25 protein-coding genes are annotated in these 25,444 nt (G+C 50.2%); 15 read left to right on the plus strand and 10 right to left on the minus strand.

Going from position 1 to position 25,444, the window contains the following annotated elements; translation table 11 throughout:
• Positions 1-6: 6 nt before the first annotated feature.
• The 11 genes from phnL (at position 7) to JHL22_RS16105 (ending at position 9,966) form a co-directional block, all read left to right on the plus strand.
• Positions 7-711, plus strand: a complete 705-nt coding sequence (phnL, locus tag JHL22_RS11970; protein WP_234041261.1) for a phosphonate C-P lyase system protein PhnL — start codon at positions 7-9, stop codon at positions 709-711.
• A complete protein-coding gene (locus tag JHL22_RS11975; protein ID WP_200237746.1) occupies positions 701-1,846 on the plus strand; it encodes an alpha-D-ribose 1-methylphosphonate 5-triphosphate diphosphatase in 1,146 nt (381 codons plus the stop codon). Before phnL ends, JHL22_RS11975 begins: the two co-directional genes overlap by 11 nt.
• Entirely contained in the window at positions 1,846-2,451 is a 606-nt protein-coding gene (gene phnN / locus JHL22_RS11980) for a phosphonate metabolism protein/1,5-bisphosphokinase (PRPP-forming) PhnN (protein ID WP_200237749.1), read from the plus strand. The genes JHL22_RS11975 and phnN overlap by 1 nt, the downstream gene beginning before the upstream one ends.
• Positions 2,452-2,512: 61 nt before the next feature.
• Positions 2,513-3,271 (plus strand): phosphonate metabolism protein PhnP, encoded by a 759-nt coding sequence (gene phnP / locus JHL22_RS11985; RefSeq protein WP_200237753.1) that lies wholly within the window; start codon positions 2,513-2,515, stop codon positions 3,269-3,271.
• 98 nt (positions 3,272-3,369) lie between these two features.
• Complete coding sequence (locus JHL22_RS11990) at positions 3,370-4,644, plus strand: mechanosensitive ion channel family protein (RefSeq protein WP_200237756.1); 1,275 nt, start codon at positions 3,370-3,372, stop codon at positions 4,642-4,644.
• A gap of 196 nt (positions 4,645-4,840) precedes the next feature.
• Positions 4,841-5,866 carry an ABC transporter substrate-binding protein gene (locus JHL22_RS11995; protein WP_200237759.1) on the plus strand — a complete coding sequence of 342 codons (1,026 nt, stop codon included), beginning with the start codon at positions 4,841-4,843 and terminating at the stop codon, positions 5,864-5,866.
• 15 nt (positions 5,867-5,881) lie between these two features.
• Positions 5,882-6,691 carry an ABC transporter ATP-binding protein gene (locus tag JHL22_RS12000; RefSeq protein ID WP_200237762.1) on the plus strand — a complete coding sequence of 270 codons (810 nt, stop codon included), beginning with the start codon at positions 5,882-5,884 and terminating at the stop codon, positions 6,689-6,691.
• A gap of 1 nt (position 6,692) precedes the next feature.
• Entirely contained in the window at positions 6,693-7,487 is a 795-nt protein-coding gene (locus JHL22_RS12005; RefSeq protein WP_200237860.1) for an ABC transporter permease, read from the plus strand.
• Positions 7,488-7,719: 232 nt separating this feature from the next.
• Entirely contained in the window at positions 7,720-8,799 is a 1,080-nt protein-coding gene (locus tag JHL22_RS12010) for a tartrate dehydrogenase (protein ID WP_200237764.1), read from the plus strand.
• A 23-nt stretch (positions 8,800-8,822) separates the two neighbouring features.
• The gene (locus JHL22_RS12015) at positions 8,823-9,818 is read left to right on the plus strand and encodes an asparaginase (RefSeq protein ID WP_200237767.1); all 996 of its coding nucleotides are present in this window, start codon (positions 8,823-8,825) and stop codon (positions 9,816-9,818) included.
• Between the two features lie 13 nt (positions 9,819-9,831).
• Entirely contained in the window at positions 9,832-9,966 is a 135-nt protein-coding gene (locus JHL22_RS16105; RefSeq protein WP_268918925.1) for a hypothetical protein, read from the plus strand.
• A gap of 53 nt (positions 9,967-10,019) precedes the next feature.
• Here the strand turns inward: JHL22_RS16105 and JHL22_RS12020 are convergent, their stop codons facing one another.
• Entirely contained in the window at positions 10,020-10,241 is a 222-nt protein-coding gene (locus tag JHL22_RS12020; protein ID WP_200237770.1) for a putative signal transducing protein, read from the minus strand.
• 125 nt (positions 10,242-10,366) lie between these two features.
• Between JHL22_RS12020 and JHL22_RS12025 the strand changes: the two genes are divergently transcribed.
• Positions 10,367-10,744 carry a hypothetical protein gene (locus JHL22_RS12025; RefSeq protein WP_200237773.1) on the plus strand — a complete coding sequence of 126 codons (378 nt, stop codon included), beginning with the start codon at positions 10,367-10,369 and terminating at the stop codon, positions 10,742-10,744.
• Between the two features lie 107 nt (positions 10,745-10,851).
• On the opposite strand, the gene JHL22_RS12030 is transcribed toward JHL22_RS12025, so the two are convergent.
• Genes JHL22_RS12030 through JHL22_RS12045 form a run of 4 tightly spaced genes read right to left on the minus strand, consistent with a single transcriptional unit; the run spans position 10,852 to position 14,723 of the window.
• A complete protein-coding gene (locus JHL22_RS12030; RefSeq protein ID WP_200237775.1) occupies positions 10,852-12,099 on the minus strand; it encodes an MFS transporter in 1,248 nt (415 codons plus the stop codon).
• A gap of 47 nt (positions 12,100-12,146) precedes the next feature.
• The gene (locus tag JHL22_RS12035; protein ID WP_200237778.1) at positions 12,147-12,839 is read right to left on the minus strand and encodes a nitroreductase; all 693 of its coding nucleotides are present in this window, start codon (positions 12,837-12,839) and stop codon (positions 12,147-12,149) included.
• A 48-nt stretch (positions 12,840-12,887) separates the two neighbouring features.
• Positions 12,888-13,082: a hypothetical protein gene (locus JHL22_RS12040; RefSeq protein ID WP_200237781.1), complete on the minus strand. Its 195-nt coding sequence runs from the start codon at positions 13,080-13,082 to the stop codon at positions 12,888-12,890.
• 6 nt (positions 13,083-13,088) lie between these two features.
• On the minus strand, positions 13,089-14,723 hold the full coding sequence (locus JHL22_RS12045) for an AMP-binding protein (RefSeq protein ID WP_200237785.1): 1,635 nt from the start codon (positions 14,721-14,723) through the stop codon (positions 13,089-13,091).
• Between the two features lie 267 nt (positions 14,724-14,990).
• Here JHL22_RS12045 and aliB point away from each other — a divergent pair, with 267 nt between their 5' ends.
• On the plus strand, positions 14,991-16,139 hold the full coding sequence (gene aliB / locus JHL22_RS12050; RefSeq protein ID WP_200237789.1) for a cyclohexanecarboxyl-CoA dehydrogenase: 1,149 nt from the start codon (positions 14,991-14,993) through the stop codon (positions 16,137-16,139).
• A gap of 3 nt (positions 16,140-16,142) precedes the next feature.
• On the opposite strand, the gene JHL22_RS12055 is transcribed toward aliB, so the two are convergent.
• Positions 16,143-16,613 carry a MarR family winged helix-turn-helix transcriptional regulator gene (locus tag JHL22_RS12055; RefSeq protein ID WP_200237791.1) on the minus strand — a complete coding sequence of 157 codons (471 nt, stop codon included), beginning with the start codon at positions 16,611-16,613 and terminating at the stop codon, positions 16,143-16,145.
• A gap of 60 nt (positions 16,614-16,673) precedes the next feature.
• Here JHL22_RS12055 and JHL22_RS12060 point away from each other — a divergent pair, with 60 nt between their 5' ends.
• Both JHL22_RS12060 and badI read left to right on the plus strand, forming a co-directional pair.
• Positions 16,674-17,441, plus strand: a complete 768-nt coding sequence (locus tag JHL22_RS12060; RefSeq protein ID WP_200237794.1) for a glucose 1-dehydrogenase — start codon at positions 16,674-16,676, stop codon at positions 17,439-17,441.
• Between the two features lie 53 nt (positions 17,442-17,494).
• Positions 17,495-18,277: a 2-ketocyclohexanecarboxyl-CoA hydrolase gene (gene badI, locus JHL22_RS12065; protein ID WP_200237797.1), complete on the plus strand. Its 783-nt coding sequence runs from the start codon at positions 17,495-17,497 to the stop codon at positions 18,275-18,277.
• 114 nt (positions 18,278-18,391) lie between these two features.
• Here the strand turns inward: badI and JHL22_RS12070 are convergent, their stop codons facing one another.
• The 4 genes from JHL22_RS12070 to JHL22_RS12085 form a co-directional block, all read right to left on the minus strand.
• Positions 18,392-18,700, minus strand: coding sequence for a DUF2149 domain-containing protein (locus JHL22_RS12070; protein ID WP_200237799.1), 309 nt, complete (start codon positions 18,698-18,700; stop codon positions 18,392-18,394).
• Complete coding sequence (locus tag JHL22_RS12075) at positions 18,697-19,176, minus strand: MotA/TolQ/ExbB proton channel family protein (RefSeq protein ID WP_200237801.1); 480 nt, start codon at positions 19,174-19,176, stop codon at positions 18,697-18,699. Before JHL22_RS12075 ends, JHL22_RS12070 begins: the two co-directional genes overlap by 4 nt.
• Before the next feature lie 65 nt (positions 19,177-19,241).
• Complete coding sequence (gene cobN / locus JHL22_RS12080) at positions 19,242-23,201, minus strand: cobaltochelatase subunit CobN (RefSeq protein ID WP_200237804.1); 3,960 nt, start codon at positions 23,199-23,201, stop codon at positions 19,242-19,244.
• Positions 23,201-25,192 carry a TonB-dependent receptor domain-containing protein gene (locus tag JHL22_RS12085; RefSeq protein ID WP_200237807.1) on the minus strand — a complete coding sequence of 664 codons (1,992 nt, stop codon included), beginning with the start codon at positions 25,190-25,192 and terminating at the stop codon, positions 23,201-23,203. The genes cobN and JHL22_RS12085 overlap by 1 nt, the downstream gene beginning before the upstream one ends.
• Between the last annotated feature and the right edge of the window lie 252 nt (positions 25,193-25,444).

Here is a 25,444-nt window from a genome sequence, read left to right on the forward strand (position 1 = left end):
AGTGTGATGCAAACAATTGTTGAAGTTGAAAATTTAAATAAAACCTTTACGCTGCACCAGCAACAGGGCGTTGTCCTGAATGTGTTGAAAAACATCAGTTTCAGCGTACAGGCAGGGGAATGCGTTGTCTTGCACGGTCATTCGGGGGCGGGTAAATCAACCCTGATGCGTACGCTGTACGGTAACTATTTACCTGCCAGTGGCAGTATCCGTATTCTGCATCGGGGTGGCATGTTTGACATGGTGGGGGCCGAGCCGCGTGAAATTATTGCGGTACGTCGCGAAACCATGGGTTACGTGAGCCAGTTCTTGCGGGTGATTCCACGTGTAACGTGTCTGGATATCGTGATGGAACCAGCGCTGGAGCGGGGCTGGAGTACTGAAAAGGCAAGCAGCCGGGCCAAGGCCTTGCTGCAGCGTCTGAATATTCCCGAGCGTTTGTGGTCATTGGCGCCCGGCACGTTTTCCGGTGGTGAGCAGCAGCGGGTCAATATTGCCCGTGGCTTCATGGTTGACTGGCCGGTTTTACTGCTGGATGAACCCACGGCTTCGCTCGATGACGTTAATCGTCAGGTGGTGCTGGATTTGATCACAGAAGCCAAACAGGCGGGTTCGGCGCTCATTGGTATTTTCCATGACAAGGCTGCCCGTGATGTGGTGGCCGACCGTTATATCGATATGAATGCCCAGGAGTCCAGTCATGCCGCATGAACAGATTTACACGAATGCAAAAATTGTCACGGCCGATGACGTCTTTACCGGTACGGTAGTGGTTCGCGATGGCCTTATTAGCGAGATCAGCGAAGGAAAGAGTCAGCTTTCGGCCGCCCAGGACTTGAACGGTGACTATTTGATGCCAGGATTTATCGAGTTGCATACCGATAATCTGGAAAAATACATGAACCCCCGCCCGGGTGTAGACTGGCCTTCAGATTCTGCCGTACTGGCCCATGATGCGCAAATTATCGGCTCAGGCATTACCACGGTGTTTGATGCGCTATCAATTGGAGATGTGAACCCCAAGGGCAACCGTATGATGCAATTGCCACGCATGGTAGATGCCATTGGCAAGGCTAATCAGGGCGGCCATACGCGTGCTGATCATAGACTGCATTTGCGTTGTGAGGTCAGTCATGAAAAAACCCTTGAGGTTTTTGAGAGTCTGGTTGACCATGAGCTGGTCAAACTGGTTTCTTTAATGGACCACACGCCCGGGCAGCGCCAGTTTGTCAAATACGAGAAATACCGTGAGTATTATCAGGGCAAATATCACCTGAGCGATGCCGAGATGGAAAATTTTATTGTTCGCCAGCGCATCAATGCCGAAAAATACAGTGTTGAGTATCGTCGCAAGATTGCCGGTATTTGCCAGGAAAAAAACCTTTCCATGGCCAGCCATGATGATGCCACTCATGAGCATGTGACAGAGTCGGCCGGTTTTGGCATGCAAATTGCAGAATTTCCCACCACGCATGAAGCGGCCACGCTTAGCCATCAGTTGGGCATGAAAGTACTGATGGGGGCGCCCAATATTGTACGGGGCGGTTCCCATTCCGGCAATATTGCCGCCGCAGATCTTGCCGGCCATGGCGTACTGGATATTCTGTCCAGCGATTATTATCCGGCCAGCCTGTTGCAGGCGGTTAAAAAGCTGAGCGAATTGGAAAATGGTTACGATTTGCCCAAGGCCGTCGCCACCATTAGCCTGCTGCCGGCACGCGCCGCCAATTTGAGTGATCGCGGTGAAATCAGGCTGGGTTTGCGGGCGGATCTGGTTCATGTCGCACAGGCCGGTTCTCAGTTTGTGGTGCGTCAGGTCTGGCGCGAAGGGAACAGGGTGTTCTAATGGCGGGAAAACTGGTTTACATGGTAGGGCCTTCGGGTAGTGGCAAGGACAGCCTGTTGCAGGCTCTGGAAAACGGTTTGCCAGACGATTGCATCATCATGAAACGGGTCATTACCCGACCTGAAAACTCACCGGGTGAAGTGGCGGATTCGGTCTCGATGCAAGTATTTGAGCAGATCGAGGCCGAGGGCGGTTTTTCCATGAGCTGGCGGGCCAACGGCCTGGCCTATGGTATTCCGAAAGACCTTGACCGTCATCTGGCGGAAGGAAAAACGGTATTGGTTAACGGTTCGCGTTCTTATTGTACTCATGTAAGCCAGTTATATCCCGATGTCATTATCGTGCTGGTTGCCGTCAAGCCCGAACTGCTCAGGCAACGTCTGGTCAACCGGGGGCGGGAATCCTTGCAGGAAATCACCTTGCGTTTAGAACGTAACAGCTGCTTTGAGCAAGTATTGCAAAATAAGCTGTCCTTGCAGCAACTCAGTTTCTTTCTTTTGGACAATTCCGGTGATTTGAAGCAGGCGGTTGGGCAATTGCGCGATAAACTGGAAATATGGTGTAGTGCCGGGATGCAATCGGATAAAAGTCCGTTGTTATCTTAATAACGGCTATTAAGAAGTCCTGCCCCGGCATGCAAGTCGGGTTTTTGCTCTGGAGTATTTGATGAAATTGACATTTCTGGGCACCGGCGATGCGGCCCAGGTACCTGTTTATAACTGTCAGTGTCCGGCATGCCAGCGGGCTGGCCAGGATGAGCGGTTTGTGCGCAAGCCATGCAGCGTGCTGGTACAAAGTGGTGCAGGGCAATGGCTGGTTGACAGTGGCCATATGGATTTATGCCAGCGTTTTGCGCCAGGTACGCTAAGCGGTATTTTGCAAACGCACTATCATGCCGACCACGCACAAGGCCTGTTGCATTTGCGCTGGGGTGTGGGAATGCGTATCCCGGTTCATGGTCCGTTTGATGAAGCCGGCTTTGCCGATTTATACAAGCATCCGGGTATTCTTGATTTTTCGCAGCCTTTTGCGGCATTTGAAACCCGACAATTGGGCGCGCAACTGCAGGTAACCGCCTTGCCGTTGGTGCATTCAAAACCCTGTTTTGGTTATTTGTTTGAGGAAGGGGAAAGGCGCATTGCCTACTTGACCGATACGGTCGGATTGGGGGCGGATACGTATGCTTTTTTAAAACAGCGGCCCCTGGATTATTGCATTGTAGACTGTTCCCATCCGCCTCGCGATACGCCTCCACGCAATCACAATGACCTGAACACGGCCCTGAAAATGGGTGAGGGCCTGGCGATTGGTACCTTGCTGCTGACTCATATAGGCCATGAAATGGATAACTGGCTCATTAACAATCCCGCCTCCCTGCCGGCTAATGTCAAGGTGGCCAGCGACGGACAAGTTCTTAAGGTTTGATATTGTTTCTTATAGATGGTTTAATAATATTCAGGTTCATGCCCCGTTAATCGGGGCGTTATTTTTTAATCTCCGAAGTAAACAAACAGGAACAACACATGCTGGAACCCTTGTCCTATTGGCTTAAAGCCTGGGAATATGACGTGACGGAAAACGAGGCCACCTGGATTGCGCTGGGCTTGATTTTCATTACAACCGTTATCATTCATTTCATCCTGCATTATGGGGTGGTACGATTTTTGCGGGCGCATATGCAAAAATCCCCGTATCTGTTTTTACAGCTATTAAGCCATTCTCGTCTGCTCAGCCACGTAGTCTTTTTTATTCAGGGGATCCTGGTCGGTATACAGGCCAATTTATGGCTATTACAGGGAAGGCTTCTGAATAGCATATTAATTGCCGTGCAAATATGGACATATATTTATGCACTGCTCGCCTTGTTTTCAACGCTGAATATCCTGCTGGACTGGTGTTATAAAAGGCAGGTGGCCACACAGCTTCCTTTAAACGGGATTTTCCAGACCATCAAGCTGGTCGCTTCCATTGCGGTGGGTATTTTCATTGTTTCCCTGCTTATTGGCCGTTCACCGGTTATTTTGCTTAGTGGTTTGGGTGCCATGACGGCGGTCTTGATGTTGGTATTCAAAGACCCCATTCTGGGTTTGGTGGCAGGTATACAGTTGTCGGCCAACCATATGCTCAAGCTGGGTGACTGGCTGGAAATGCCCAAATATAATGCCGATGGCGCGGTGATTGATGTTGGCTTGACAACGGTCAAGGTCCAGAACTGGGACAACACGATCACCACGGTACCCACTTATGCGCTTATTTCAGATTCGTTCAAGAACTGGCGGGCAATGTCGGAATCGGGAGGGCGCCGTATCAAGCGTTCCGTTAATATTGATGTGACCAGCATTAATTTTATCAGTGAGACAGAAATGAAAAAGCTGGCCAGAAGCCGTTTGTTGGCCAGCTATATTCTGGATAAAAGCCGGGAGGTTGAAAAACACAACCAGGAGCATAACTGGGACTTAAGCACGGCCCTGAATGGCCGGCGGTTAACTAATATAGGTACTTTCAGGGCCTATTTGGAAACGTATTTGCGCAATCATGCCAATATCCGCAAAGACATGACCATCATGGTCCGGCAGTTGGCCCCCACTGAAGATGGTGTGCCTATTGAAATTTACTGCTTTACCAATACCGTGGCGTGGGTTGAATATGAAAGTATCCAGGCTGATATTTTTGATCATGTTTTTGCCGTGGTTCCCGAGTTTGGGCTGCGCCTGCATCAATCGCCCACCGGGCATGACTTTGCGTCGATTGCCCGGAACTTGTCCGGTGTAGCAGAAAAGCAAAGCCAGTCGGCCTGAAAGCAGGGCCGCTGACAGTTGGGAGAATTGGGTATTTACGTATAAAAAAGCCAGGTAATGACCCGATTCAACCACGGCGCGATTGCCGCGACTTGAACAGGAAAGTGCTCTGCTATAATAGATTGATATTATTTTTACCCGAAATGGGTAAATTTTTTCTATTGTTTTATAAGAAAATCCATGTAGGAGATTGAAAATGGCTATTTCCCGTCGTGATCTAATGAAAGTGGCCGGTATTTCCGGTTTGGCCGCCATGGCCCCTGCTTTTGTGCGTGCCCAAGATAAAAAACTGGAAAAAACAGATGTCTCAATCGCGGTAGGTGGCCAGGCGCTGGTGTATTACCTGCCGTTATCCATTGCTGACATCAATGGCTACTTCAAGGACGAAGGCCTGAATGTGAAAATCGCCGACTTTGCCGGCGGTTCAAAAGCCTTGCAGGCCGTGGTGGGTGGCAGTGCCGATGTTTGCTCCGGTGCGTTCGAACACACCATTAACCTGCAGGCCAAGAAACAGTTTTACCGTTCTTTTGTGCTGCAGGGGCGTGCGCCCATGATTGGCCTGGCGGTGTCCAAAATGAACATGCCCGATTACCAGTCGCCGGCAGACCTGAAAGGCAAAAAAATCGGTGTCACGGCGCCGGGTTCGTCCACCAATATGCTGGTTAGCTTTTTCCTGAAACAACATGGCTTGAAAGATTCCGATGTGTCTATTATTGGTGTCGGTGCCGGTGCTGGTGCCGTTACTGCCTTGCGTTCAGGGCAGATTGATGCCATCAGTAACGTAGACCCGGTACTAAGTATTCTTGATTTTGCGGGGGATATCCAGATTATTGCCGATACCCGCAGCCTGCAGGTTACCGAAGATATTTTTGGCGGCCCCATGCCTTCAGGCTGCCTGTATGCGTCACAACGCTTTATTGATGAAAATCCCAATACGACCCAGGCGTTGGCCAATGCCATTGTAAAAGCCGACAAGTGGATCCAGCAGGTGGGGGTCGATGAAGTTATGAAGGTGGTTCCCGAAAATTACCTGTTAGGTAATCCCGAGGTGTACAAGCTGGCCTTGACCAAAAGTTTCGAGGGTTTGTCACCCAATGGCCTGATGAACGAGAAAGGTCCTGAAACGGCCCTTAAAGCATTGGCCAGTTACATTAAAAACTTCAACGCTGAGGCGATAGATTTGTCCAAATGCTGGACCAACGATTTTGCTGAAAAAGCCTAAAACGCTTAAATCAATATGTCAGAACCTGCATTATCAATGGATAAAATCACGTGTACCTTTGTGTCACGTGATAATAAAAACGAAAAATATACCGCGCTACGTGACGCCACCTTGCATATCGCACCGGGTGAGTTTGTCTCTGTCGTGGGCCCAACCGGTTGCGGCAAATCAACCCTGCTTAATGTAGGGGCCGGTTTGCTGGAGCCGTCTTCCGGTACGGTCAAGGTGTTTGGCCAACCCTTGCAAGGCATTAATCATCGGGCGGGGTACATGTTCCAGGGCGAGGCACTTATGCCCTGGCGCAGTGCGATTGAGAACGTGATGGCCGGGCTTGAGTTTGCCAATATTCCCAAAGAACAGGCTCGTTCCCGGGCCATGGATTGGCTGCAGCGGGTGGGTTTGTCACATGCCGTTAACAAGTACCCCCATCAAATGTCGGGGGGTATGCGCAAACGGGCCATGCTGGCGCAAACCATGATTCGTGACCCCGATATTATCCTGATGGATGAACCGTTTTCCGCCCTGGATATCCAGACCCGCCAACTCATGGAAAACGAAGTGCTGGAAATCTGGATGAGCCAGCGCAAGGCCGTTTTGTTCATTACCCATGATCTGGATGAGGCGATAGCCATGAGTGACCGGGTGGTTATTCTTTCGGCAGGCCCGGGAACGCATATTATTGGCGAGTTCAAGATTGATTTGCCCCGGCCCCGTGATGTTGCCGAGGTTCGTTCCCATACCCGCTTTACCGAGCTGCACAAGGCAATCTGGGATGTCCTGCGCGAAGAAGTCCTGAAAGGGTATGATCAACAGAAACGGTCCTGATATGTGGAATTCAATTAAACCTAACACGCGCAACTTCCGGTTGTGGCAATTTATTATTCTGGCGTCAATACTGGGTATTTGGTATTTCGCTTCCCTTAACGACAACGTGGCTTTCTTCTTCGGCCGGCCATTTGGGGTGGCACAAACCATCTGGGACTGGTTTATTGCCGATGGCAATATTTACCGGCATTTGGGCGTTACCTTAAGTGAAACCCTACTGGCTTTTGTGATTGGTACGGTTTTCGGGATGCTGTTTGGCTTGTGGCTAGGCCTGTCTAAAACCGCCAGCCTGGTGCTTGATCCGTTCCTGACGGCACTCAACTCTATGCCCCGCGTTATTCTGGCGCCTATTTTTGCCATGTGGTTTGGCCTGGGAATCTGGTCAAAAGTGGCGCTGGCCGTGACACTGGTGTTTTTTATTGTGTTTTTTAACGTGTACCAGGGCATTAAAGAAGTTAGCCCTACATTGCTTGATAATGCAAAAATGCTGGGTGCCAACCGCAAGCAATTGCTGCGCCATGTTTATTTGCCTTCGGCAACCAGTTGGGTATTTTCAAGCCTGCACGCGTCGGTAGGCCTGGCCTTTGTGGGGGCTGTGGTGGGTGAGTACCTGGGTTCGGCCAGCGGGGTGGGTTACCTTATTTTGCAGGCCGAAGGCACCTTCGATATCAATACGGTGGTGGCCGGCATTATTGTGTTAACCGTGTTTGCGCTGATCCTGGATTTAATGGTCAGCCTTACCGAGAAACATTTCCTGACCTGGAAACCCACGTCGGGCGAAACCGAGAAGTTATAAGCGATAAACGATTAGTAATTTAAACGAGTCCGTTTTTGCAAACTCACCAGATCCTCCTGTAGCCGGATGGTACACGCCGGCAACAGGAGGATTTTTTTTGGGAGCTTTTCTCCCTGCATTTTTTTGGCTGAATGGGATTCACGGCTTGCAAGGTGGACATATCTGGTTAAGATATTACCTTAACAAAGCATAGTTTGAGTTAATAACAATATTTATTTTTTGCTGGATGAAAATGACAAAACAAATCAGAATTGCGGCCATTCCCGGAGATGGTATTGGTAAAGAGGTCATGCCCGAGGGCTTGCGCGTATTGAAAGCGGCACAGGAAAAATTTGGGCTGGATTTGCACATAGAAGAATTTGAATGGGCCAGTTGTGATTATTACGCCCGTCACGGCAAAATGATGCCTGATGACTGGTTTGAAACCCTGCAGCAGTTTGATGCCATTTATTTTGGTGCCGTAGGTTGGCCTGATACCGTGCCAGACCATATTTCCCTGTGGGGGTCTTTGCTTAAGTTCCGGCGTGATTTTGACCAGTACGTTAACTTGCGTCCGGTCAAGCTGTTACCTGGCGTGCCATGCCCGCTGGCCAACCGGCAGCCCGGCGATATTGATTTCCTGGTCGTACGTGAAAACACCGAAGGCGAATATTCGTCGGTAGGCGGAAAAATGTTTGAAGGCACCGACCGTGAACTGGTATTGCAGGAATCGGTCTTTACCCGCAAGGGCGTAGACCGCATTCTGAAATATGCCTTTGAACTGGCGGCCAGGCGCGAACGTAAAAAACTCACGGCCGCCACCAAATCCAATGGCATTTCAATTAGCATGCCTTACTGGGATGAACGGGTGGCCTTAATGGCGCAAGAATACCCACAGGTGCAATGGGATAAACAGCATATCGACATTCTTTCTGCCCGCTTTGTGCTGCAGCCCGACCGCTTTGATGTGGTGGTGGCCTCTAACCTGTTTGGCGATATCCTGTCCGACCTGGGGCCGGCATGTACCGGTACGATTGGCCTGGCTCCTTCGGCTAACCTGAACCCAGACCGTACCTTCCCGTCCCTGTTCGAACCGGTACACGGTTCTGCCCCCGATATCTACGGGCAGAACATTGCCAACCCGATTGCCATGATCTGGTCCGGCGCCATGATGTTAGACTTTTTCAGCGAACAGAATACCGCCTGCGCACAGGCCCATGATGCCATTATGGCTGCGATTGAAACCATTCTGGTGCAAGGGCCCAAATCCCGTGACCTGGGCGGGTCGGCCAATACCACAGAAATTGGCAGGGCGATTGCCAGCCTTATTTAAGCATTGGCCAACAAGGAAAAATAATGAGCAAGAAACGGATCGCCATTGGCGCCTTGGGGGGCACCATCAGCATGACAGCCAGCCCGTCTGGCGGGGTCACTGCCACACTGGGTGCCCGGGAGCTGGCGCAAACCGTGCCGGGTATTGCCAATATGGCAGAACTTAGCCTGCAGACCCTGGAAAAACTGCCCAGTGGTTCTATCCGTTTTGAGCATCTTTTCAATTGCCTGGCATGGGCCGAAAAAGAAGTGGAAAAGGGGGCTGCTGGTGTCATTATTACCCAGGGTACCGATACACTTGAAGAATCCGCCTTTTTTCTGGATCTTTTCTGGCGCCATACCCAGCCCTTGGTATTGATGGGAGCCATGCGCTCGCCAGAAGCGCCCGGTGCTGATGGCGCTGCCAATTTGCTGGCTTCGGTAGCGGTTGCCTGCAGCCAGGCATCCGCCAACAGGGGGGTGCTGGTTGTCATGAATGATGACATTCATGAGGCGCGGCATGTACGCAAAGTCCATTCAACCCGGGTTAACGCCTTTGAGTCACCGGTATTTGGTGTAGTGGGGGTGGTGCTTGAAAACCGGGTGCAATATTTCAGGCCAACGGTTCGCAAGCCGCAACTGCCCATTCCGGCCAGTTTCAACAAGAAAGTATTGCTCTTTGAACATGCGATAAGCGATGACCCTGATATTATTTTGCTGGCGCTTGAACATGCCGCATACCAAGGGGTGGTGATTGCCGGATTCGGCTCGGGCCATGTCTCTGAACCCATGCGCAATGTGCTGGTGGCGGCTGCCGGGCGGATACCGGTGCTGGTCTGTTCCAGAACCGCTGCGGGCAGTACCACCAACGCGGTTTATGGTTATAAAGGGGCAGAAATAGACCTGCAGCAAAACGGTGTTTTAATGGGGCAGTGGTTGTGTCCCCGCAAGGCTCGCCTGTTACTTGCTGCGGCACTTTGGAATGACTGTAACAGGGAACAAATAAAAGAGCTGCTTGGCCAATGGGGTGCAAGCCAATGACATCGGGGAAAACATGAGTATTTTCAGCTATTTTTTAATTGCCATTGTTCTGGGCATCTTGTTTTTGGGTATTGGGCTGATTGCCTGGCGGCTGATTAAGCGGGCGATAGGCATACCCAAGGAAATTGACAAAAGCGAAGTGGATTGACCTTTTACTTTATTGGCAGGCCTGGCCAATAAAGTAAGGGCCATAAAGTATGGTTAATTGTTTAAAAAGGGTTCAAGCAGGGTTTGGGCCAGTTCAACCTGGTCAGCCTGAACCATCAGGATCTGTTCATTCAGGCTTGTGGATACCGCGCCAGGATACATGGAGCTGAATCCACGCCCTGAAATAATAAAATTAATATCATAGGCAGTCATTAATGAAGAAATGACTGCGGCCTCCGGTTCGGACTTCATTGTATAAATGGGGATCATGTCCATGGCAGCCTCATTAGTCCAGTAACAAAAATAGAGTTTATTTTTCAATTGTTTAAGTGTATTCTATACGAAATGGCCATTGGGGTTAATAAATTGGCTTTCCTGTTTTTACCTTCCGGAGGTGCAGCATGAAAAAAGCATTTATTTTTATCACCACTTTTGCTGTCATGGGAACTGGTTTTTTTTCAACACCGGTTGTCGCTGCCAATTTTGAATATTCTGCCCCCCTGGAAACAGGGTTCAAAAACACTCAAACCAATAATGGTGAGTTGAAATTCCAGAGCTTCGAAAAGGATAAGCTGGAAGACAGAACTGCCAGGATAAATTGCGTGGGTCCTTGCGATGATCGTAATAAAACCCTGTTATTTCTCCAACATCAAACCATTACCAATCTTCCCCTAATTACCGGCACATCAGAGCTGGTCAGCTCCTCCAGTGTTAGTAACCAATCTGTTCATGTCAACCATGAAAGCACGGGTAATGAGGCGGTTGGCAATGCCCAGTGATGTTTTTCGGGTGGTTATTCTTTGATCGCCTGATGAATCTTAAAGGGAAAGCATAAACCTGCTCGCCAGCTTGGCTTGAATGCAGGTTTTTTATTTTTCAGTCTTGTTTATTTTGGAACAGCCCGGTCTTGCCTGAATTTAAATGCGATCAGTCCCAGAGCCAGCAGGCCCATGCTAATACAAAAGATAATAACGGCCGATAGCAGACCAAAAGCATCGGCCAATAGTCCAACCGAAACAATGGGCATAATGGTTCCCAAATAGCCAATAAATAAATAAGTGGAAAAAAGAGGACCCCGGTTTTCAGGGGTGCTGAGCTGCCCCACAATGCCAAACGTAGCCAGCAGGGTGGCACCGTGAGCCAGTCCTGCCAGGATATCCGAAACCACAAATAACAGGATGGAATGGGTACTTATAGTTAGCCCCAATGCCAGACAGGTCAGTAACAGAAACAGCATCCCCAGATATAAAGTCTGGTGCAGGGGTAGGGACCTGAGCACGAATTGGGTGCAGCCGGAAATGAACAGGACAGAAGCAATCGCTGTTCCGCTAACGGCAGGACCGCTCCAGGGAATCATTTCTTCAAGAAAAGAGGGGGCCAGTGAACCATAAAGGCTGAATATGCCAAACGCGGCAAAAGCAGTCATGGAAATAATCAGGAAGAGTGGCCTGGAGCCAGGCTCTGCCGGCATCTCAAGTTTGGGCAGGAAAGAAGGGCGGCCCGGTTTGCTTTGTATTTCTTGCCTGACAGATCGTAAACCATAAAGAATAACAATGCTGGGCACCAGGACGGTTAGGTAGGGGGTGACCAGCGGATAGGGTAAAAACTGGGCAATCCAGCCACTGATGAACGGCCCCAAGCCAAACCCAGCCACACTAACCATAGAGGCAATTTGCCCTGCCCTGGATTTGTGGCTGGTCGGCAGAACCTGGCTCATGCCAAGTATGGCTGACGTGCTAATCATGCCCGAGGCAATGCCTATGGTTACCCGCCCCAGGCCAAGCAGGAAGGGGGAAATGGCCAGGGCGGAAATACCCAGGCCAATAATGGAAAAAACCATCCCCCCTTTTAGAACGGGTAAAAAGCCGTAGTGGGCGGTTACCTTGCCCAGAAACAAAAGGGTAACCAGGACACCCATCATATAGGCGATGAAAATATAGGTGATTTCGCTGGGCTGCAGATCCCACAGGGCTTGATAAAACGGATAGAGTGGGCTTGCCAGGGCAGTACCCATGGTACCGGCACAAAGCGCGGCACCGACCCAGGCAAAGGGTCTCCAGGTGGTTGGCATGGTCATTAAGGAGAGAAGAAAGAAGGAACCAAAGTGTACCTTAAGTTTTTGCCAGACTACCATGATCAGGCCAGGGGGATCTTGAACCTTTATGTTTTCCTGCCTGGAAACTACTCGTGAAAAGTCACGAATTCTTCCAGTGGCACCCGGGTGGTCACCAGGTTATTGGCCGGGTTGGACGTATCTTCATAGCCAAGGGAAATGCCACAGACCAGGGTTTGTTCAGCCGAAATAGCCAGATGCTGTTTGACAATGGCCGGGTAATTGACCAGGGCGACTTGCGGGCAAGTGTGCAGGCCCAGGGCGCGAGCGGCAATCATGATGTTTTGTATGAACATGCCGGTATCCAGCCAGCTGCCTTGTTCCATGTCACTGTCAAGCGTAACAAATAAGACAACGGGCGCATCAAAAAACTCAAAGTTGCGGGCATGCTGGCGTTGCATGGCAGCTTTATCGCCTTTCTGGATACCCAGAATATTGTATAGTGACCAGCCGTTTTCGCGACGCCGGGCTAGGTAGGGTTCACGCCATTCTTTGGGGTAATACTGGTATTCGCATTGGTTGGGCGTGCTGGCATGGAAAGCATCAAGCAGGGCTGCTGACAATGCATCGCGGGCCTGGCCCGAAACGACATGTACTTTCCAGGGCTGGATATTGCTGCCACTGGGCGCACGTGAGGCGGTTTGTAGCAGGGTGTGTAATAGTTGGGCCGGAATGGTATCTGGCAAAAAGCCTCGGATACTTTTACGGCTGGTAATGGCCGCTAAAGCCGTGTTTTGGGGTAATTGCTCAATCGTGTCCATGTATATAAAATGCCTGATTGGTAAAAAACGGACATAGTCCGTTTTTTATTAACGATTATTGAAATTGGCCGGTCGTTTTTCAATAAAGGCATTCATGCTTTCCTTGCGACCTTCCAGTGCAAAACTAGCATAAAGCATTTTTCGCCTAAAGGCGAGCCCTTCATTTAAAGACCGGTTCAGGGCTGCTTTCATATCAATCAGTCCATAGTTGTCGCTTTGCCCATGACCGGGGTGTCCCAGCATGAAAGATCAGTCGAGTTGGAAGGATTTGGCTTCCTCACGAAGCATGAATTTTTGCAGTTTGCCACTGGGGGTGCGGGGTAAATCGCTTCTTATCTCCAGTTTCTCGGGGAAATACTGTTTAGCCACTTTTTTCTCAGTCAGGTATTGAATCATTTCTTCAAAAGAGAAGCGGGCACCTTCTTTCAGGGTTACAAAGGCACATGCCCTTTCGCCCAGGCGCTCATCGGGGAAGCCTACAATGGCAACCGAGGCGATGGCAGGGTGCTGGTAAAGCAGGTTTTCAATTTCAACAACAGGAATGTTTTCGGCACCGCGAATAACAATGTCCTTGCTGCGGCCATTAATGCGGATATAGCCATCCTGGTCCATGAAGGCAAGATCGCCAGAGTCAAACCAGTCATCGTCGGTTAGTGCGTTAAGTTCGGGTTTTTTGTAATAACCCACACACTGGGAAGCACCCCGTACCAGCAGGCGTCCGGTTTCACCTTGCGGCAATTCATTATCGTTGCCATCCACAATTTTCAGTTCAATGCCGGGTATGGCCTTGCCGTCACTAATACTGGATTTTTCCAGTGCCATGGTGGGTTCCGTAATCGTGATCGCACCGTTTTCGGTCATGCCCCAGGCCGAGCATACCGTGAGGTTCATGATTTTGTGGGCACGCTCTATCACAATGGGAGGAATGGGCGCGCCTGCGCAGCAGAATTTGGTAAATTGCGGGGAACGGGGCGCTCCCTTTTCAGTGGCATTGCACATGTCTTGCACAAAGGGGCTGGAGGCCATGCTGAACGTAACCGCTTCGTCTTTAATGATTTGCAGGGCGATATTGGGGGCCCAGCTGTCCATGACAACCGTGGTTGAGTTCAGGACGATAGGTAGCATGGCCAGATAGCCATAACCGGTAAGGTGCGCCATTGGAGAAGCACCCAGGATAATTTCGCTGTCTTTGAGTTCAAGCGAGTCCATGAAGCCGTCAAGGGCGGCAAGCAGGGTGTTGGATGTGTGCATGACCGCTTTGGGTTCACCGGTGGTGCCCGACGTAAACAATAAGAGAAGAATGTCATTGGGTTTAACGGGGTCGGCAACCAGGGGGGCGGCGGAGGTATCGGCAAGCAGACGTTTGTCGACACTGTTTTCTCCTTCACCGCCTAGCACCACAATATGCTGCAGGGAGTCTATGGTTGGCAGCAGGCGCTCAGCCATTGCTTCGTAATTGAAGTTTTTGTAGACAGAAGGAACAATAAAAATCTTGGATTGAAGAAATTTCAGCATATAGCTTAATTCGCGATCGCGAAAAATAGGCATCAAGGGGTTTGCCACTGCACCAATCCGGGCGCAAGCCAGAGAAATGGCAATAAACTCCCAGCTATTGGGAATCTGGAAACTGACGACATCAGAACGCTGGATTCCCAGGCGGATAAGGGATTTGGCAATGCTGTCTATGCGCTCATTTAACTGGCGATAGGAAAGCCGTACGGGCTCATGCTTGCTGCCATCTACTGTATAGGCAACAATGGCGGTTTTATCGGGCTGTGTTTCCAGTGCCTGTTTGAAGAAGTGTTCGATAGTCCTGTTTTTCCAGAAGCCGTTTTTTATCATTGTTTCTTTGCGTGCATCAATCAGGGATGTGTCAAATTTCATGATCTGTCTCGAGGGTAATAGTCGTGGATGAAAGAACCTAATGCTGGATAGATATATGTTTATTATTTGAACATAAGTAAACATATTTGCATAATTCTTTTTATTATTCTTCCCTATTGGCGACAATTAAAATACTGGTGTTTTCCCTTTGTTTTGAGTTTTTTATCTATTAGCAGGCCAATTTTGTTGATCTTGGGTAAAGATTGTGTAATTATAGTTATTAGGTAAATATATTTACATATATTCTATAAAGGTTGAAGAGGCAATATGGAATTTTCAATAACAGAAGATCAGCGCGTGTTGGTGGAAAGTGCTGGCAAGTTTGCCCGTGAGGTACTGGCCCCGGGCTATCAATCACGCGATAAAACCGGACGCCTGGAGCGGGATATTGTGCGCCAGATGGGTGATTTGGGTTTGCTGGGCGTGGAAATGCCCGAGGCTTATGGTGGCCTGGACATGGATTGTGTGACCAGTGGCCTGCTGCTTGAGCAGCTTTCCGCCTCGGATTTCAATATGGCTTATGTCAGCTTGCTGGTGTCTTTATGTGGCCAGATCGTTAACCGTTTTGCCAGTGAATCACTTAAGCAGGAATGGTTGCCCAAAATCATTACCGGAGAAAAATTGATTGCGATTGCCCTGACCGAACCCTCGGCTGGTTCGGATGCCGCAGCGTTGCAATTGAAAGCGGTCAAAGAGGGCGATCATTTTGTCTTGACGGGTGAAAAAACGTCCATTTCCATGGCCGACCAGGCCGATGTGGCCGTGGTGTTTGCCCGTACCAACAGCGATATCAAAGGGGCCAAAGGTATTAGCGCTTTCCTGGTGCCCATGGATCTGCCCGGTATTACCAGCACCGCTTTTGATGACTTGGGTACGCGTTGCGTGGGCCGGGGTTCAATGTTTTTTGATGGGGTCAAAGTGCCGGCCAGCCATATGCTGGGCGAAGAGGGTAAAGGCTTTACCCAGGTCATGCAGGGTTTTGACTATAGCCGGGCGTTAATCGGGCTGCAGTGCCTGGCGGTGGCGCGTGCCTCTTTGGATGAAACCTGGGAATATGCCAAAGAGCGTGAAACTTTTGGCAAGCCTATTATTGAAAACCAGGGGGTCAGTTTTCCGCTGGCCGAATATGAAACCTATTATCAGGCGGCCCGTCTGGTTTGCCTGGAAACGCTTTGGCTTAAAGACAATGATTTGCCCCACACCGCACAGGCAGCCATGTGCAAATGGTGGGGGCCCAAGCTGTCTTACGACATTATTAACCAGTGCCTGCTGTTTCACGGTCATGGCGGTTATGCCAAAGACTTCCCTTATGAACAGCGTTTAAGGGATGTGCTTGGCCTGCAAATTGGCGATGGTACGGCGCAAATCATGAAAATGATTATCGCCCGTTCAAAAACAGGCCTTAAATTAAGTTAAAGCCTAAAGTTTAGACATATTGTATTGCAAGGTATTGATGTAATGGATCATGGCCAGGCGATCATCAAAGGAAATGTTTTTCAGGGCCAGGTCATAAAACTGATGAATGGGTTCGGCCAGGTTTTTCCAAAGCTCTTTTCCTTTGGGGCTTAAGGAAACTTTAATAGAGCGGCGGTCTTCGGTGCTGGGCGTGCGGGTGATATAGCCATCACGTTCAAGACGGCCAAGCAGGCCGGTCAGGTTCTGGCGGGTAATCAGCAGGTAGCGGGACAGTTCATTCACGCTCATGCCATTTTCTGCCTTGGGCCGTGACAGGGCACCCAGCACCGACCATTGCTGGGTGGTTACACCAAATTCCTCCAGCGCCTGTGTGCCTTTGGTATGCAGGGTATTGGCAGCCTGGAAAAACCGGAAAAAAAGCCGATTGTTGATTTCATAAATAGCTGCTTCTTTGTCTTGATCGGAAGTGGTCATGGTTGTTTGGTAAGAAATTGGTTCATTAAGCATATAGACTTATTTTAGTGGAGAAACACGATGTTTGGATTAAAAGATAAAGTTGTATTGGTGACAGGTGGCGGTGGTGGTATTGGCAGTGCCATTTGCAAGCGTTTTGGCCAGGCCGGTGCCAAGGTTGCCGTGGTGGATATCAACCAGGAAGCGGGTGATAAAACCGTGGCGCAAATTACGCAAGCTGGTGGTTTTGCGCAAACCTTCCTGGTTGATTTAACCAGTCAGGCATCGGTTATTGAATGTGTGAATAATATTGAAAGCATGCTGGGGCCAATTGATGTCCTGGTCAACAATGCGGGCTGGGATCGTGCCGGTAATTTCCTGGATACCAATAAAGAACTGTGGGAAAAAATCGTGGATATCAACTTTTACGGTGTGCTGTATATGCATCATGCCGTATTAAAAGGCATGTCTGAACGGGGTAAGGGCCGTGTGGTTAATATTGCTTCGGATGCGGCTCGTGTCGGTTCCAGTGGCGAGTCTGTTTACGCCATGTGCAAAGGTGGCCTGATCGCCTTTTCCAAAACCATTGCCCGTGAACTTGCCAGAAAACAGATCAACGTTAACGTGGTGTGCCCGGGCCCGACCGATACCCCCTTGTTCCGTGATTTTTGTGGTGAGGGTGAGTATGGTGAAAAGCTGCGTAATGGCCTGACCCGCGCCATTCCTTTTGGCCGCCTTGGCCAGCCCGAAGACCTGGCCGGTGCGGTGGCCTTCCTGGCCAGTGACGAGGCCTCCTTTATTACCGGGCAGGTTATCAGTGTTTCAGGTGGCCTGACCATGGTCGGCTAACCGATTATTAAATTTAAAATTTAAAACAATTTTCCAGTAAAGAGAGACTCATCATGTCATACGAAAAAATTCTGTACGAAGTCAATAACGGCACGGCCCGTATTACCATTAACCGCCCCGAGGTGTATAACGCTTTCGATGCACAAACCTGCGAAGAATTGATTGATGCATTCAAGCGTGCCGATGTAGATCGCAGTGTTGGCGTAGTGGTATTGACCGGAGCCGGCGATAAGGCATTTTGTACTGGCGGTGACCAGTCAGGCAAAGATGGCGATTACGGTGGCCGTGGCGTGATTGGCTTGCCGGTAGAAGAATTGCAAAGTGTGATTCGCGATATTAACAAGCCGGTGATTGCCCGTGTGAACGGCTTTGCCATAGGTGGCGGGAATGTGCTGGTGACGGTATGTGATTTGGCCATCGCATCAGATAAAGCGCAAATGGGGCAGGTTGGCCCCAAGGTGGGTTCGGTTGATCCGGGGTTTGGCACGGCTTACCTGGCACGTGTGGTGGGTGAGAAAAAGGCCCGTGAAATCTGGTATTTGTGCCGTCGTTATACAGCCCAGGAAGCCTTGCAGATGGGGTTGGTAAATGCAGTGGTGCCGCACGATCAGCTGGACGAAGAGGTACAGAAGTGGTGCGATGAAATCAATGAGAAAAGCCCGACTGCCATTGCGTTGGCAAAACGCTCATTCAATGTGGACAGCGAAATGATTCGTGGCATGTCTTCACTGTCCATGCATGCCCTGAAACTGTATTACGATACCGATGAATCCAAGGAAGGGGGCAATGCATTCCGAGAGAAACGCAAACCCGAGTTCCGTAAATATGTGAAGTAAATATCGCCAATTCTGCCAGCGTAAGGGTGCTGGCAGAATATATTGAGTTGGCAGCAACCGCAGACAATCAATCAGGCTACCTTAGGCGCTTCAAATTGCTTGCCTGCGGTTTTATTACTCCGCTTCGGGTATGTAAATCATGCGACCGTCATTCAGCCGGTAAGTGACACCGGCCCGGGCGCCTTCACCCTCGCCAATTTCATTGCTGGACTCATAGCGGGTCATTTCCTTGCCTTGCTTGATGGTCATTTTCATTTGATCGGTGCCGGGTGATTCGATCACAATCACATCTTCTTTGGCATACGGGTTAAGCGGGTTCTGCACAATCACAATCATCAACACCCCAATAACAACCAGGAATACGTCAATCAGGTTAACAACCGACAGCAGCGGATCATCATCTTCTTCGTTTAAAAACCTCATACCTGTGCCTCTTGTGCCTGTTCTACCTGACGCAGTTCCTCAAGCAGCCAGCGCCGCCGGATGGTTAGCACCAGATAGCTCAGGCTGGAACCGATCAGGGCAATAATAACCGCAGAAAAGGCAACCACCATGTTTTCACCTACACCTTGCGTGTCCTGGCGGGTCAGGGCCAGCAGGGCCGGTCCCATGGGAATCATGGTGGCAATCAGCCCCAGCATGGGCGTATTGCGTGAGGTAATCCGCAGCCATTCCAGCCGCCGCATAATCCATAATTCAAGATCATCGGGCTTGCCACCGTTTTTTTTGTAATGAGCCAGCAGAACGGATTGATACTTATTGCGTTTTTTTTGCCATGCTTCGGCAAGTAAGGCGCCCAACGCCATGAAAGAATAAACCAGTGCCAGCAGGATCAGGAACATGACCGGGATAAAGAATAAATGGGAAAGCTGATAGAGCCAGTGTTCAAAAGATGTCATTTCGGATAGTGATTAAAAAAGGTAATGCGGTTGGTAAATTGGTTTATATATAAAATAAATGGCCATTAATCAGGTTGACGGTTAATGGCAGCCGTTTTCTGGTTGCGCCGGTGTTGCAGTAACGCTCCTGCGAACAGGCAGGCAAAAATGAATGAAAGACCAATGGCAAAAATCATATCTTGCTCATCGGGCGGGCTTTGCTCAATTTTCTTCATGACTTTGCCGCTAATGGTCTGGCTGCTGTTTGCGCTGTTTTCATTCAGTTCAATGTCAGGCTTGTTTTGCGCAGCCGGCTCTTGGGCAGCGGGTGTTGCGCCGGCTTGCGCTGCCAGTCCATAACCGCCCAGCTGGCTGTTGATGAATTCAGCTGTGATGGGGTTTTGGCTTAGCTCATATGTTTCATGCAATTGCTGCCAGCGCTGTTTCAGGGATTGTTGGGTTGTCGCATCGGCTTGCCAGTAATCTTTGCGAATGGCTTCGGCCATGCGCTCAATCAGCTGGGCCTGGGCATTGGGGTTGTGCTGTTCAAACCATTGGTTCATATTCATGTCCAGGCTGTCCTGTACATAAACATCGTGCATATGCTGCCATTGGTCATCACGGATACTTTGCGGGTCCATCACCTGCCAGCCCCACATATTATTGATGGTTTGTTCAATTTCAAGTGTGCCAGCATAGTTTTCCTGCTGCATATGGTTAATCCAGTGCCGGTTGGTATAACGGCTGCGTATTTCCTCGGCAATGAAAGAGGCGCTGCTTTGGGCACTGGCGGTTTTACCACGCTGGTCACTGACCAGCAGGGTAGGGCTTTGCCCGTTAAGGCTGCGAATGGCAACAGACAGGCCGCCCAGAAATTCAAAGGGGTGGTCGGTTGAAAGCATGCCGTGCAGATTGGATGAGCGGGAAAAGGCGGCAGCCTGGGTGTTTTCCAGCTGCAGGCTGAATACAGGCTGTTGACTGTTGGCTTTTTGCCCCCACAGGCGGTGACTGAATATATAGCCCTGGGTATTCAGAAACTGTTCGGCCAGTTCTGTTTCATGTTCCCAGCTGCTGTTTTGCAAAACGCGATGCGTCAGGCCAGTGCCATATTGCCCGGGCTCATTGCCAAAAACACGGCTGCTGGCATAGATCATGGCCTCTTCCTGGTTTATGCCCTGTTGCAGCAATTTCTGGTAAATGCTTTGGGTATTGTGGTAAATGGGGTTGTCGGGTTCGTCCAGTTGCGCCAGTTTTTCAATGGCTTCAGACAGTTTGCGGATGAAGCTGTCAAACTGGTCACGATAGGTACCGGTTACCTGAATGACGGCATCAATGCGGGGACGTTTCAATTGCGCGGCCGGAATAATGTCAAAATGGCTGAGGGAGCCGTTGGTCAGCCATACCGGTTGCAGACCCAGTGCATGTACTACTTGGGCCTCCATGCCGCCCAAGGTGCGGATGGCATCGGAAGACCACAGGCTGAAGGCCATTTTGGTGGGCAAATCGCCGTTGTTTTGCTGGCGGTATAAGGCCAGCAACTTATCCAGTGCCGCTTCGGCGGCTTCCCATGCCGATTTTGACGGGATTTTGGAGGCATCAAAGGCGTACATGTTTTTGCCGCTGGTGATTTCTGGGTCGCGTATGGAGTCACCACCGGTACCCGGGCTGGTAAAGCGCCCGTTTATGGCTTTAATCAAGGCGGCGGTTTCATTGCTTGCCTGCAAATTGGCGGCATAGCGTGTGGCCTGCGCCAGGATGGGGAGATATTGTTCCTGTTCTGCCTGTGACAGGGCCTGCCAGTGAGGTTGTTCTGTTTCAGGCTTAAACAAATGTTCGTGCAGTAATTGATAGGCGGGTGATTGCCTGATTTTTTCGTTATCCCGGGCCATGGTTTCGGCATGGTCAAGCTTGAGGCTGTCAAACCAGGGTTTGCCCAATTGCTGCAGGACGGTCAGGGTAAGGGTGTCCGCTTCCGGGTTCAGGCCAAAGGCATGCAGGCCCAGGGGAACCGAGCGTGCCGCCAGCTGGTGCAGATGATGGTGCAGCACACTGAAAAATGCCGTGAAATCTTCACGGATGGCGGCTTCAGTCAGGTTAAGATCTTTGTTCAGATGCTGCTGAATGACGGCCGCCGTGATGGCTTGCATGGTTTTATCACGGATAGGGCCGTCTTCCAGCTGTTCATATTCGTGCATTAAATCATGCAGCTCTTTCAGTTCATCATGCAGGCCGGAAGGAGAAAATGCGGGGGTATGATGGCTGATAACCGTGGCCCGGCCCCGCCGTTTGGCCTGGATCGCTTCACCAATATTATCCTGGATATACGGATAGAATACGGGCAGGTCATTCAGCACCAAGTGCGGGAAATCAAAGGCGGATAAACCGCGATCCTTGCCCGGCAGCCATTCCTGTGAACCATGTGTGCCAAAATGGATAAGCGCATCAGCCTGGTATTCATGCGATAAATACAGGTAAGTGGCCAGATACTGATGGGAGGGCACCAGATGCTTGTCGTGATAATCGTGGGCCGAGCCGCTGCCACGGCGGGGTTGCGGCAAAATAGCCAGATTACCGGTAAGCAGGCGTGGAATAATGAATACGGGTTCGCCATTTACCTGGTAAATATCGCTGGAGTCATAGGGGCTGCCAGTCTCCGCCCGTATTTTGTCTGCCGTGGCTTTGGGCTGGCTGTTCAGCCAATGATAGTACAGGCCAACCGACAGGGTGTCGGCCATGCCCGCTTTCAGCAATTCAGGCCGCAAGGCAGGCTGGTGCTGTGCTTTGAGTAAACGCTGTAACTGTTCTATCAGGGTTTGCTCATCTTCTATCGTCTCAAAGCGGTAGCCTGCCTGTTGCATGGCAGGAATCAGCGAGATCAGGCTTTTCGGGATATTCATGCCGGTCGCCGCAATGCTTTTGTCATTATCGGGATGGTTCCACACCATCAGGGCCACTTTTTTATCTTGATTGGGCAGGTGTTGCAGGGCAGCCAGTTTGCGCAGGCGCATCAGCAACTGGTCTATCTGATCGTTCAGCGGCACAATGGTGTCGCTGCGTTTTTCACTGATGACAGTGGGTTCAATCAGACCCCAGGTTTCCGGCAGGGCAAGAAATACGGCGACCTGATTCAGGTTAATGCCGGAGGCTGCCTGCTCCCAGCCTTTGCCGGGTTCGTTTACACGATAGCTGAAGCTCTGGATAACGGGGATGTTTAGACTTTCAAAAAGACGGGTATTGTCGGCTCCCTGTATATGGGTCATGTTTACCAGGGCGTGGATGGGCAGGCTTTTCAGAAACGCTTCTTTTTCTTCGCCGGACAGGTTTTCCATCCAGAAAACCAGAGGGCGGATTCCCATGCGTTCTGCCGACTGCACCATGTAATCAATCACTTCGGTTTGCTGGGCGCTGAACGTACCTTTGCTTGCCATGAAACCAATGCTGGTATTGCTGAAATGCGATTGCCTGTTTTCATGTTGTTCATAGTCTTGCAATGAGTTGGACAGGCGGGCATCTTGCGCATGATAAAAACCGGTTTTGCCGAAGATAACGGGGGCCGGTATGTGTGCGGTGGCTTCCTGGTGCAGGAAGGCATGCAGGTATCTGAACATGGCAGACCAGTTTTGCGCCGTGCCATTATCATAATATTGCCGGATCGTATCCACTGTTTTGCCGGGTATGCCTGCATGAGTGCGGGCCGGGCCGCTGGCTTGCAGCCAGGGGGTTATGCCGGCTTCAAGATAGGGCAGTGCTTTCTTCTGGATGATTTGCCAGTCTGGCTGGCGGGGGCTGTCAATCAGAACCAGACTGGCCTGGCCGATGGCCTGCTCCAGTTGAGGGGCAGGAGTGGTATCTGCATAAATGTATGACAGTTCGAGTTTGGCCTGACGGGCAAATTCATTCATTCTGGTGTATTGGGAAGCATGATTGAATTGCGTTGTTAATATCAGGATCTGGCTGTTTTGCTGTGCGTTTGCCAGCGTGGCAAAAAACAGGAAGATACCTGCCCAGGCGGACAGGAGCAGGTGTTTCAGTGCTGTTGTTTTCATCAGAATGACAGTGTTAAACCAAGGTTAAGGCGACGGCCAGGTTCGGCATAGGTATTGACGGTATCTTCATCAATGAATTTTTCATTGCTCAGGTTTTCAATACCTGCGGAAACCCGCAAGTGTTTATTAAGCTGATAGCCTGCCTGCAGGGAATAAACCCGGGATGCTTTCTGTTTGTTGGTGTTGTTGCCGGCATCCATGTATTGGGTACCGATGTATTGCATATGGGCGCCTAGTGTAAGCTGCTCTGTAGGGGTCCAGCTCAGGCCTGCCGAGCCAGAGTGACGGGGAGTCAGGGTCAGGTGCCTGTCTTCATGATCACGGGCATTCAGGTAGTTGTAGCTTATTTTTAATTTTAAACGGTCTGTTAATGCATAGCTGGCACCCAGTTCGGTCCCATTGTAGCGGGCACGTTCAATATTATGGTAGGTGCCCAGCTCCAGGCCGCGCTGGCCGCAATAGTTGGTGCAGGTATAGGCAATCTTGTTTTTGACTTTATTACGGTAGATGGTGCCTTCAAGGAAAAGGCGGTCGGTTTCGTAAATGGCTGAAAACTCTATATTGGTGCTGGTTTCCGGGGCCAGGTCAGGGTTGCCGTGTACGGTAAAAAAACCGCCCCTGCCGCTACCGGTATAATCGGACGACAGCTGTTTCAGGGTAGGTGCCTTGAAGCCCCTGCCAATACCGCCTTTAAGGGTAAATTGCTCACTCAGGTCGTATACCGTGTACAAACGCGGACTATGATGGGAACCAAATTTTTCATGGCGATCAAGACGGTCGCCAATAATGACAGACCAGTCGGGTGTAATGGCGATTTCATCCTGAAGAAACAGGGCGGTGTGGATTAACGATGTTTTGCCTGAACCGGTGAAACCGTCATCTTCAAGTTTTTCTTTGCGCCATTCTGTACCCGCAGTCAGCAGGTGACGTTGTGCCAGCGGAATGTTAACCCGTAAATCGGCAATGGTTTCCGTCAGTTTCTGGATGTCTTCATTATTTGTGTCATTGCGGGTGTTGGTACGCTCAAGATCGGAGTTATAAAGATTGGCCTGCATTTTTCCCCACGACCCTTCGCCCTGATAGCCAAGGGAGGTTTGCCTGCGCCGGATATCGTCGTAGCTTGCGTATTCGTGTTGTGAGCTTACCGGGGGCTTGCCGGGTTGGCGAATGGTTTTGGTTGCAATAGCGTGACGTATATTGTCTTCATGTCCGTCTAAATGGTCAAACGTAAGTTCATGGCCAGGCGTGATGACCCATCTTAAGCCAAGACCGGCCTGATGCGAGCGCAGGCCTTCAAGGTATGAGGGGAACAAGCCATTGGCTGTAGAGGGCATGAGTACTTCACCCTGGTATTTTTTCTCACCGTACATATTAAGGAACAGTTTGTCCTGAATAAGTGCGCCACCGGTAGACGCGCTGAATATATAACTGTTACCGGACGGATCACTGATGCCGTTGCTGAAATAAGAGGAGATTTCACCGCTCCAGGCGTTTTCAGGTTTTTGGGTAATGATGTTAATGGTACCGCCCAGGGCTTCTGAACCATACAGGGAAGACATGGGGCCACGAATGACTTCGATGCGTTCGACCTGGCTGGCGGGAATCCAGTTCAGGTCCAGGTTGGAGTGGGCAATCGCATTAATGGAAGGGGTGATACGGCGGCCATTGACCAGTACGAGAGAGTATTTGCTGTCCATCCCCCTGAAACTGACACCTTTACGGTTCATGCCAATGCCGGTAATGGTAACGCCAGGAACGTCACGCATGGCATCGGCAAGATTGCTGACCGGGCGGTCTTTTAAATCATCTGCCGTAATAACGGAAATGGAAGCAGGAGCATGACGCAGGCTGTGTTCGGTACTGCTGGCGCTGATAACAATCGTATCAAGCGTGACAGTTTGCGTGTTGGTGGAAGTGGCGGTTTGTGCCAGTGCGGTTTGTTGGAACAGGACAAGGGCGCACAGGGGTGCGAATGGTCGGATGGGAAACATGATAAGGAACGAGAATGACTGCTATTTCTGAAAAGTTATTGAAATGTTATAACGTATCATTATTTGTTGCAACTTTTTATTTTATGAATCAAAAAATGAATGGTTTTTTCTTTTGCCCCCAAAAACCCGATCAGGAAACAAAAAGTAATCTGTTCGTTTGAAATATCTCTTTGTTTTCATATGTTTAGGAGTATTCTGTAATTGCTGGTCGGTAGCAATGCAGATCAGGGTTTATTTTTTCAGGGAGGTGCA

It is taken from the genome of Advenella mandrilli (genome assembly GCF_016595155.1).
Taxonomy (GTDB): Bacteria; Pseudomonadota; Gammaproteobacteria; order Burkholderiales; family Burkholderiaceae_B; genus Advenella; species Advenella mandrilli.

Excerpts from the sequence above, each read along its gene's own strand:
- JHL22_RS12040 (WP_200237781.1), bottom strand. The coding sequence starts at position 13,082 with ATGCTGGGACACCCCGGTCATGGGCAAAGCGACAACTATGGACTGATT.
- JHL22_RS11990 (WP_200237756.1), top strand. The coding sequence starts at position 3,370 with ATGCTGGAACCCTTGTCCTATTGGCTTAAAGCCTGGGAATATGACGTG.
- JHL22_RS12005 (WP_200237860.1), top strand. The coding sequence starts at position 6,693 with ATGTGGAATTCAATTAAACCTAACACGCGCAACTTCCGGTTGTGGCAA.
- aliB (WP_200237789.1), top strand. The coding sequence starts at position 14,991 with ATGGAATTTTCAATAACAGAAGATCAGCGCGTGTTGGTGGAAAGTGCT.
- JHL22_RS12060 (WP_200237794.1), top strand. The coding sequence starts at position 16,674 with ATGTTTGGATTAAAAGATAAAGTTGTATTGGTGACAGGTGGCGGTGGT.
- JHL22_RS12015 (WP_200237767.1), top strand. The coding sequence starts at position 8,823 with ATGAGCAAGAAACGGATCGCCATTGGCGCCTTGGGGGGCACCATCAGC.
- cobN (WP_200237804.1), bottom strand. The coding sequence starts at position 23,201 with ATGAAAACAACAGCACTGAAACACCTGCTCCTGTCCGCCTGGGCAGGT.
- JHL22_RS12055 (WP_200237791.1), bottom strand. The coding sequence starts at position 16,613 with ATGACCACTTCCGATCAAGACAAAGAAGCAGCTATTTATGAAATCAAC.
- JHL22_RS11995 (WP_200237759.1), top strand. The coding sequence starts at position 4,841 with ATGGCTATTTCCCGTCGTGATCTAATGAAAGTGGCCGGTATTTCCGGT.
- JHL22_RS12045 (WP_200237785.1), bottom strand. The coding sequence starts at position 14,723 with ATGAAATTTGACACATCCCTGATTGATGCACGCAAAGAAACAATGATA.
- JHL22_RS12030 (WP_200237775.1), bottom strand. The coding sequence starts at position 12,099 with ATGGTAGTCTGGCAAAAACTTAAGGTACACTTTGGTTCCTTCTTTCTT.
- phnL (WP_234041261.1), top strand. The coding sequence starts at position 7 with ATGCAAACAATTGTTGAAGTTGAAAATTTAAATAAAACCTTTACGCTG.
- JHL22_RS16105 (WP_268918925.1), top strand. The coding sequence starts at position 9,832 with ATGAGTATTTTCAGCTATTTTTTAATTGCCATTGTTCTGGGCATCTTG.
- phnP (WP_200237753.1), top strand. The coding sequence starts at position 2,513 with ATGAAATTGACATTTCTGGGCACCGGCGATGCGGCCCAGGTACCTGTT.
- JHL22_RS12025 (WP_200237773.1), top strand. The coding sequence starts at position 10,367 with ATGAAAAAAGCATTTATTTTTATCACCACTTTTGCTGTCATGGGAACT.
- JHL22_RS12075 (WP_200237801.1), bottom strand. The coding sequence starts at position 19,176 with ATGACATCTTTTGAACACTGGCTCTATCAGCTTTCCCATTTATTCTTT.
- JHL22_RS12020 (WP_200237770.1), bottom strand. The coding sequence starts at position 10,241 with ATGGACATGATCCCCATTTATACAATGAAGTCCGAACCGGAGGCCGCA.
- JHL22_RS12035 (WP_200237778.1), bottom strand. The coding sequence starts at position 12,839 with ATGGACACGATTGAGCAATTACCCCAAAACACGGCTTTAGCGGCCATT.
- JHL22_RS12085 (WP_200237807.1), bottom strand. The coding sequence starts at position 25,192 with ATGTTTCCCATCCGACCATTCGCACCCCTGTGCGCCCTTGTCCTGTTC.
- JHL22_RS11975 (WP_200237746.1), top strand. The coding sequence starts at position 701 with ATGCCGCATGAACAGATTTACACGAATGCAAAAATTGTCACGGCCGAT.
- JHL22_RS12000 (WP_200237762.1), top strand. The coding sequence starts at position 5,882 with ATGTCAGAACCTGCATTATCAATGGATAAAATCACGTGTACCTTTGTG.
- JHL22_RS12010 (WP_200237764.1), top strand. The coding sequence starts at position 7,720 with ATGACAAAACAAATCAGAATTGCGGCCATTCCCGGAGATGGTATTGGT.
- phnN (WP_200237749.1), top strand. The coding sequence starts at position 1,846 with ATGGCGGGAAAACTGGTTTACATGGTAGGGCCTTCGGGTAGTGGCAAG.
- badI (WP_200237797.1), top strand. The coding sequence starts at position 17,495 with ATGTCATACGAAAAAATTCTGTACGAAGTCAATAACGGCACGGCCCGT.
- JHL22_RS12070 (WP_200237799.1), bottom strand. The coding sequence starts at position 18,700 with ATGAGGTTTTTAAACGAAGAAGATGATGATCCGCTGCTGTCGGTTGTT.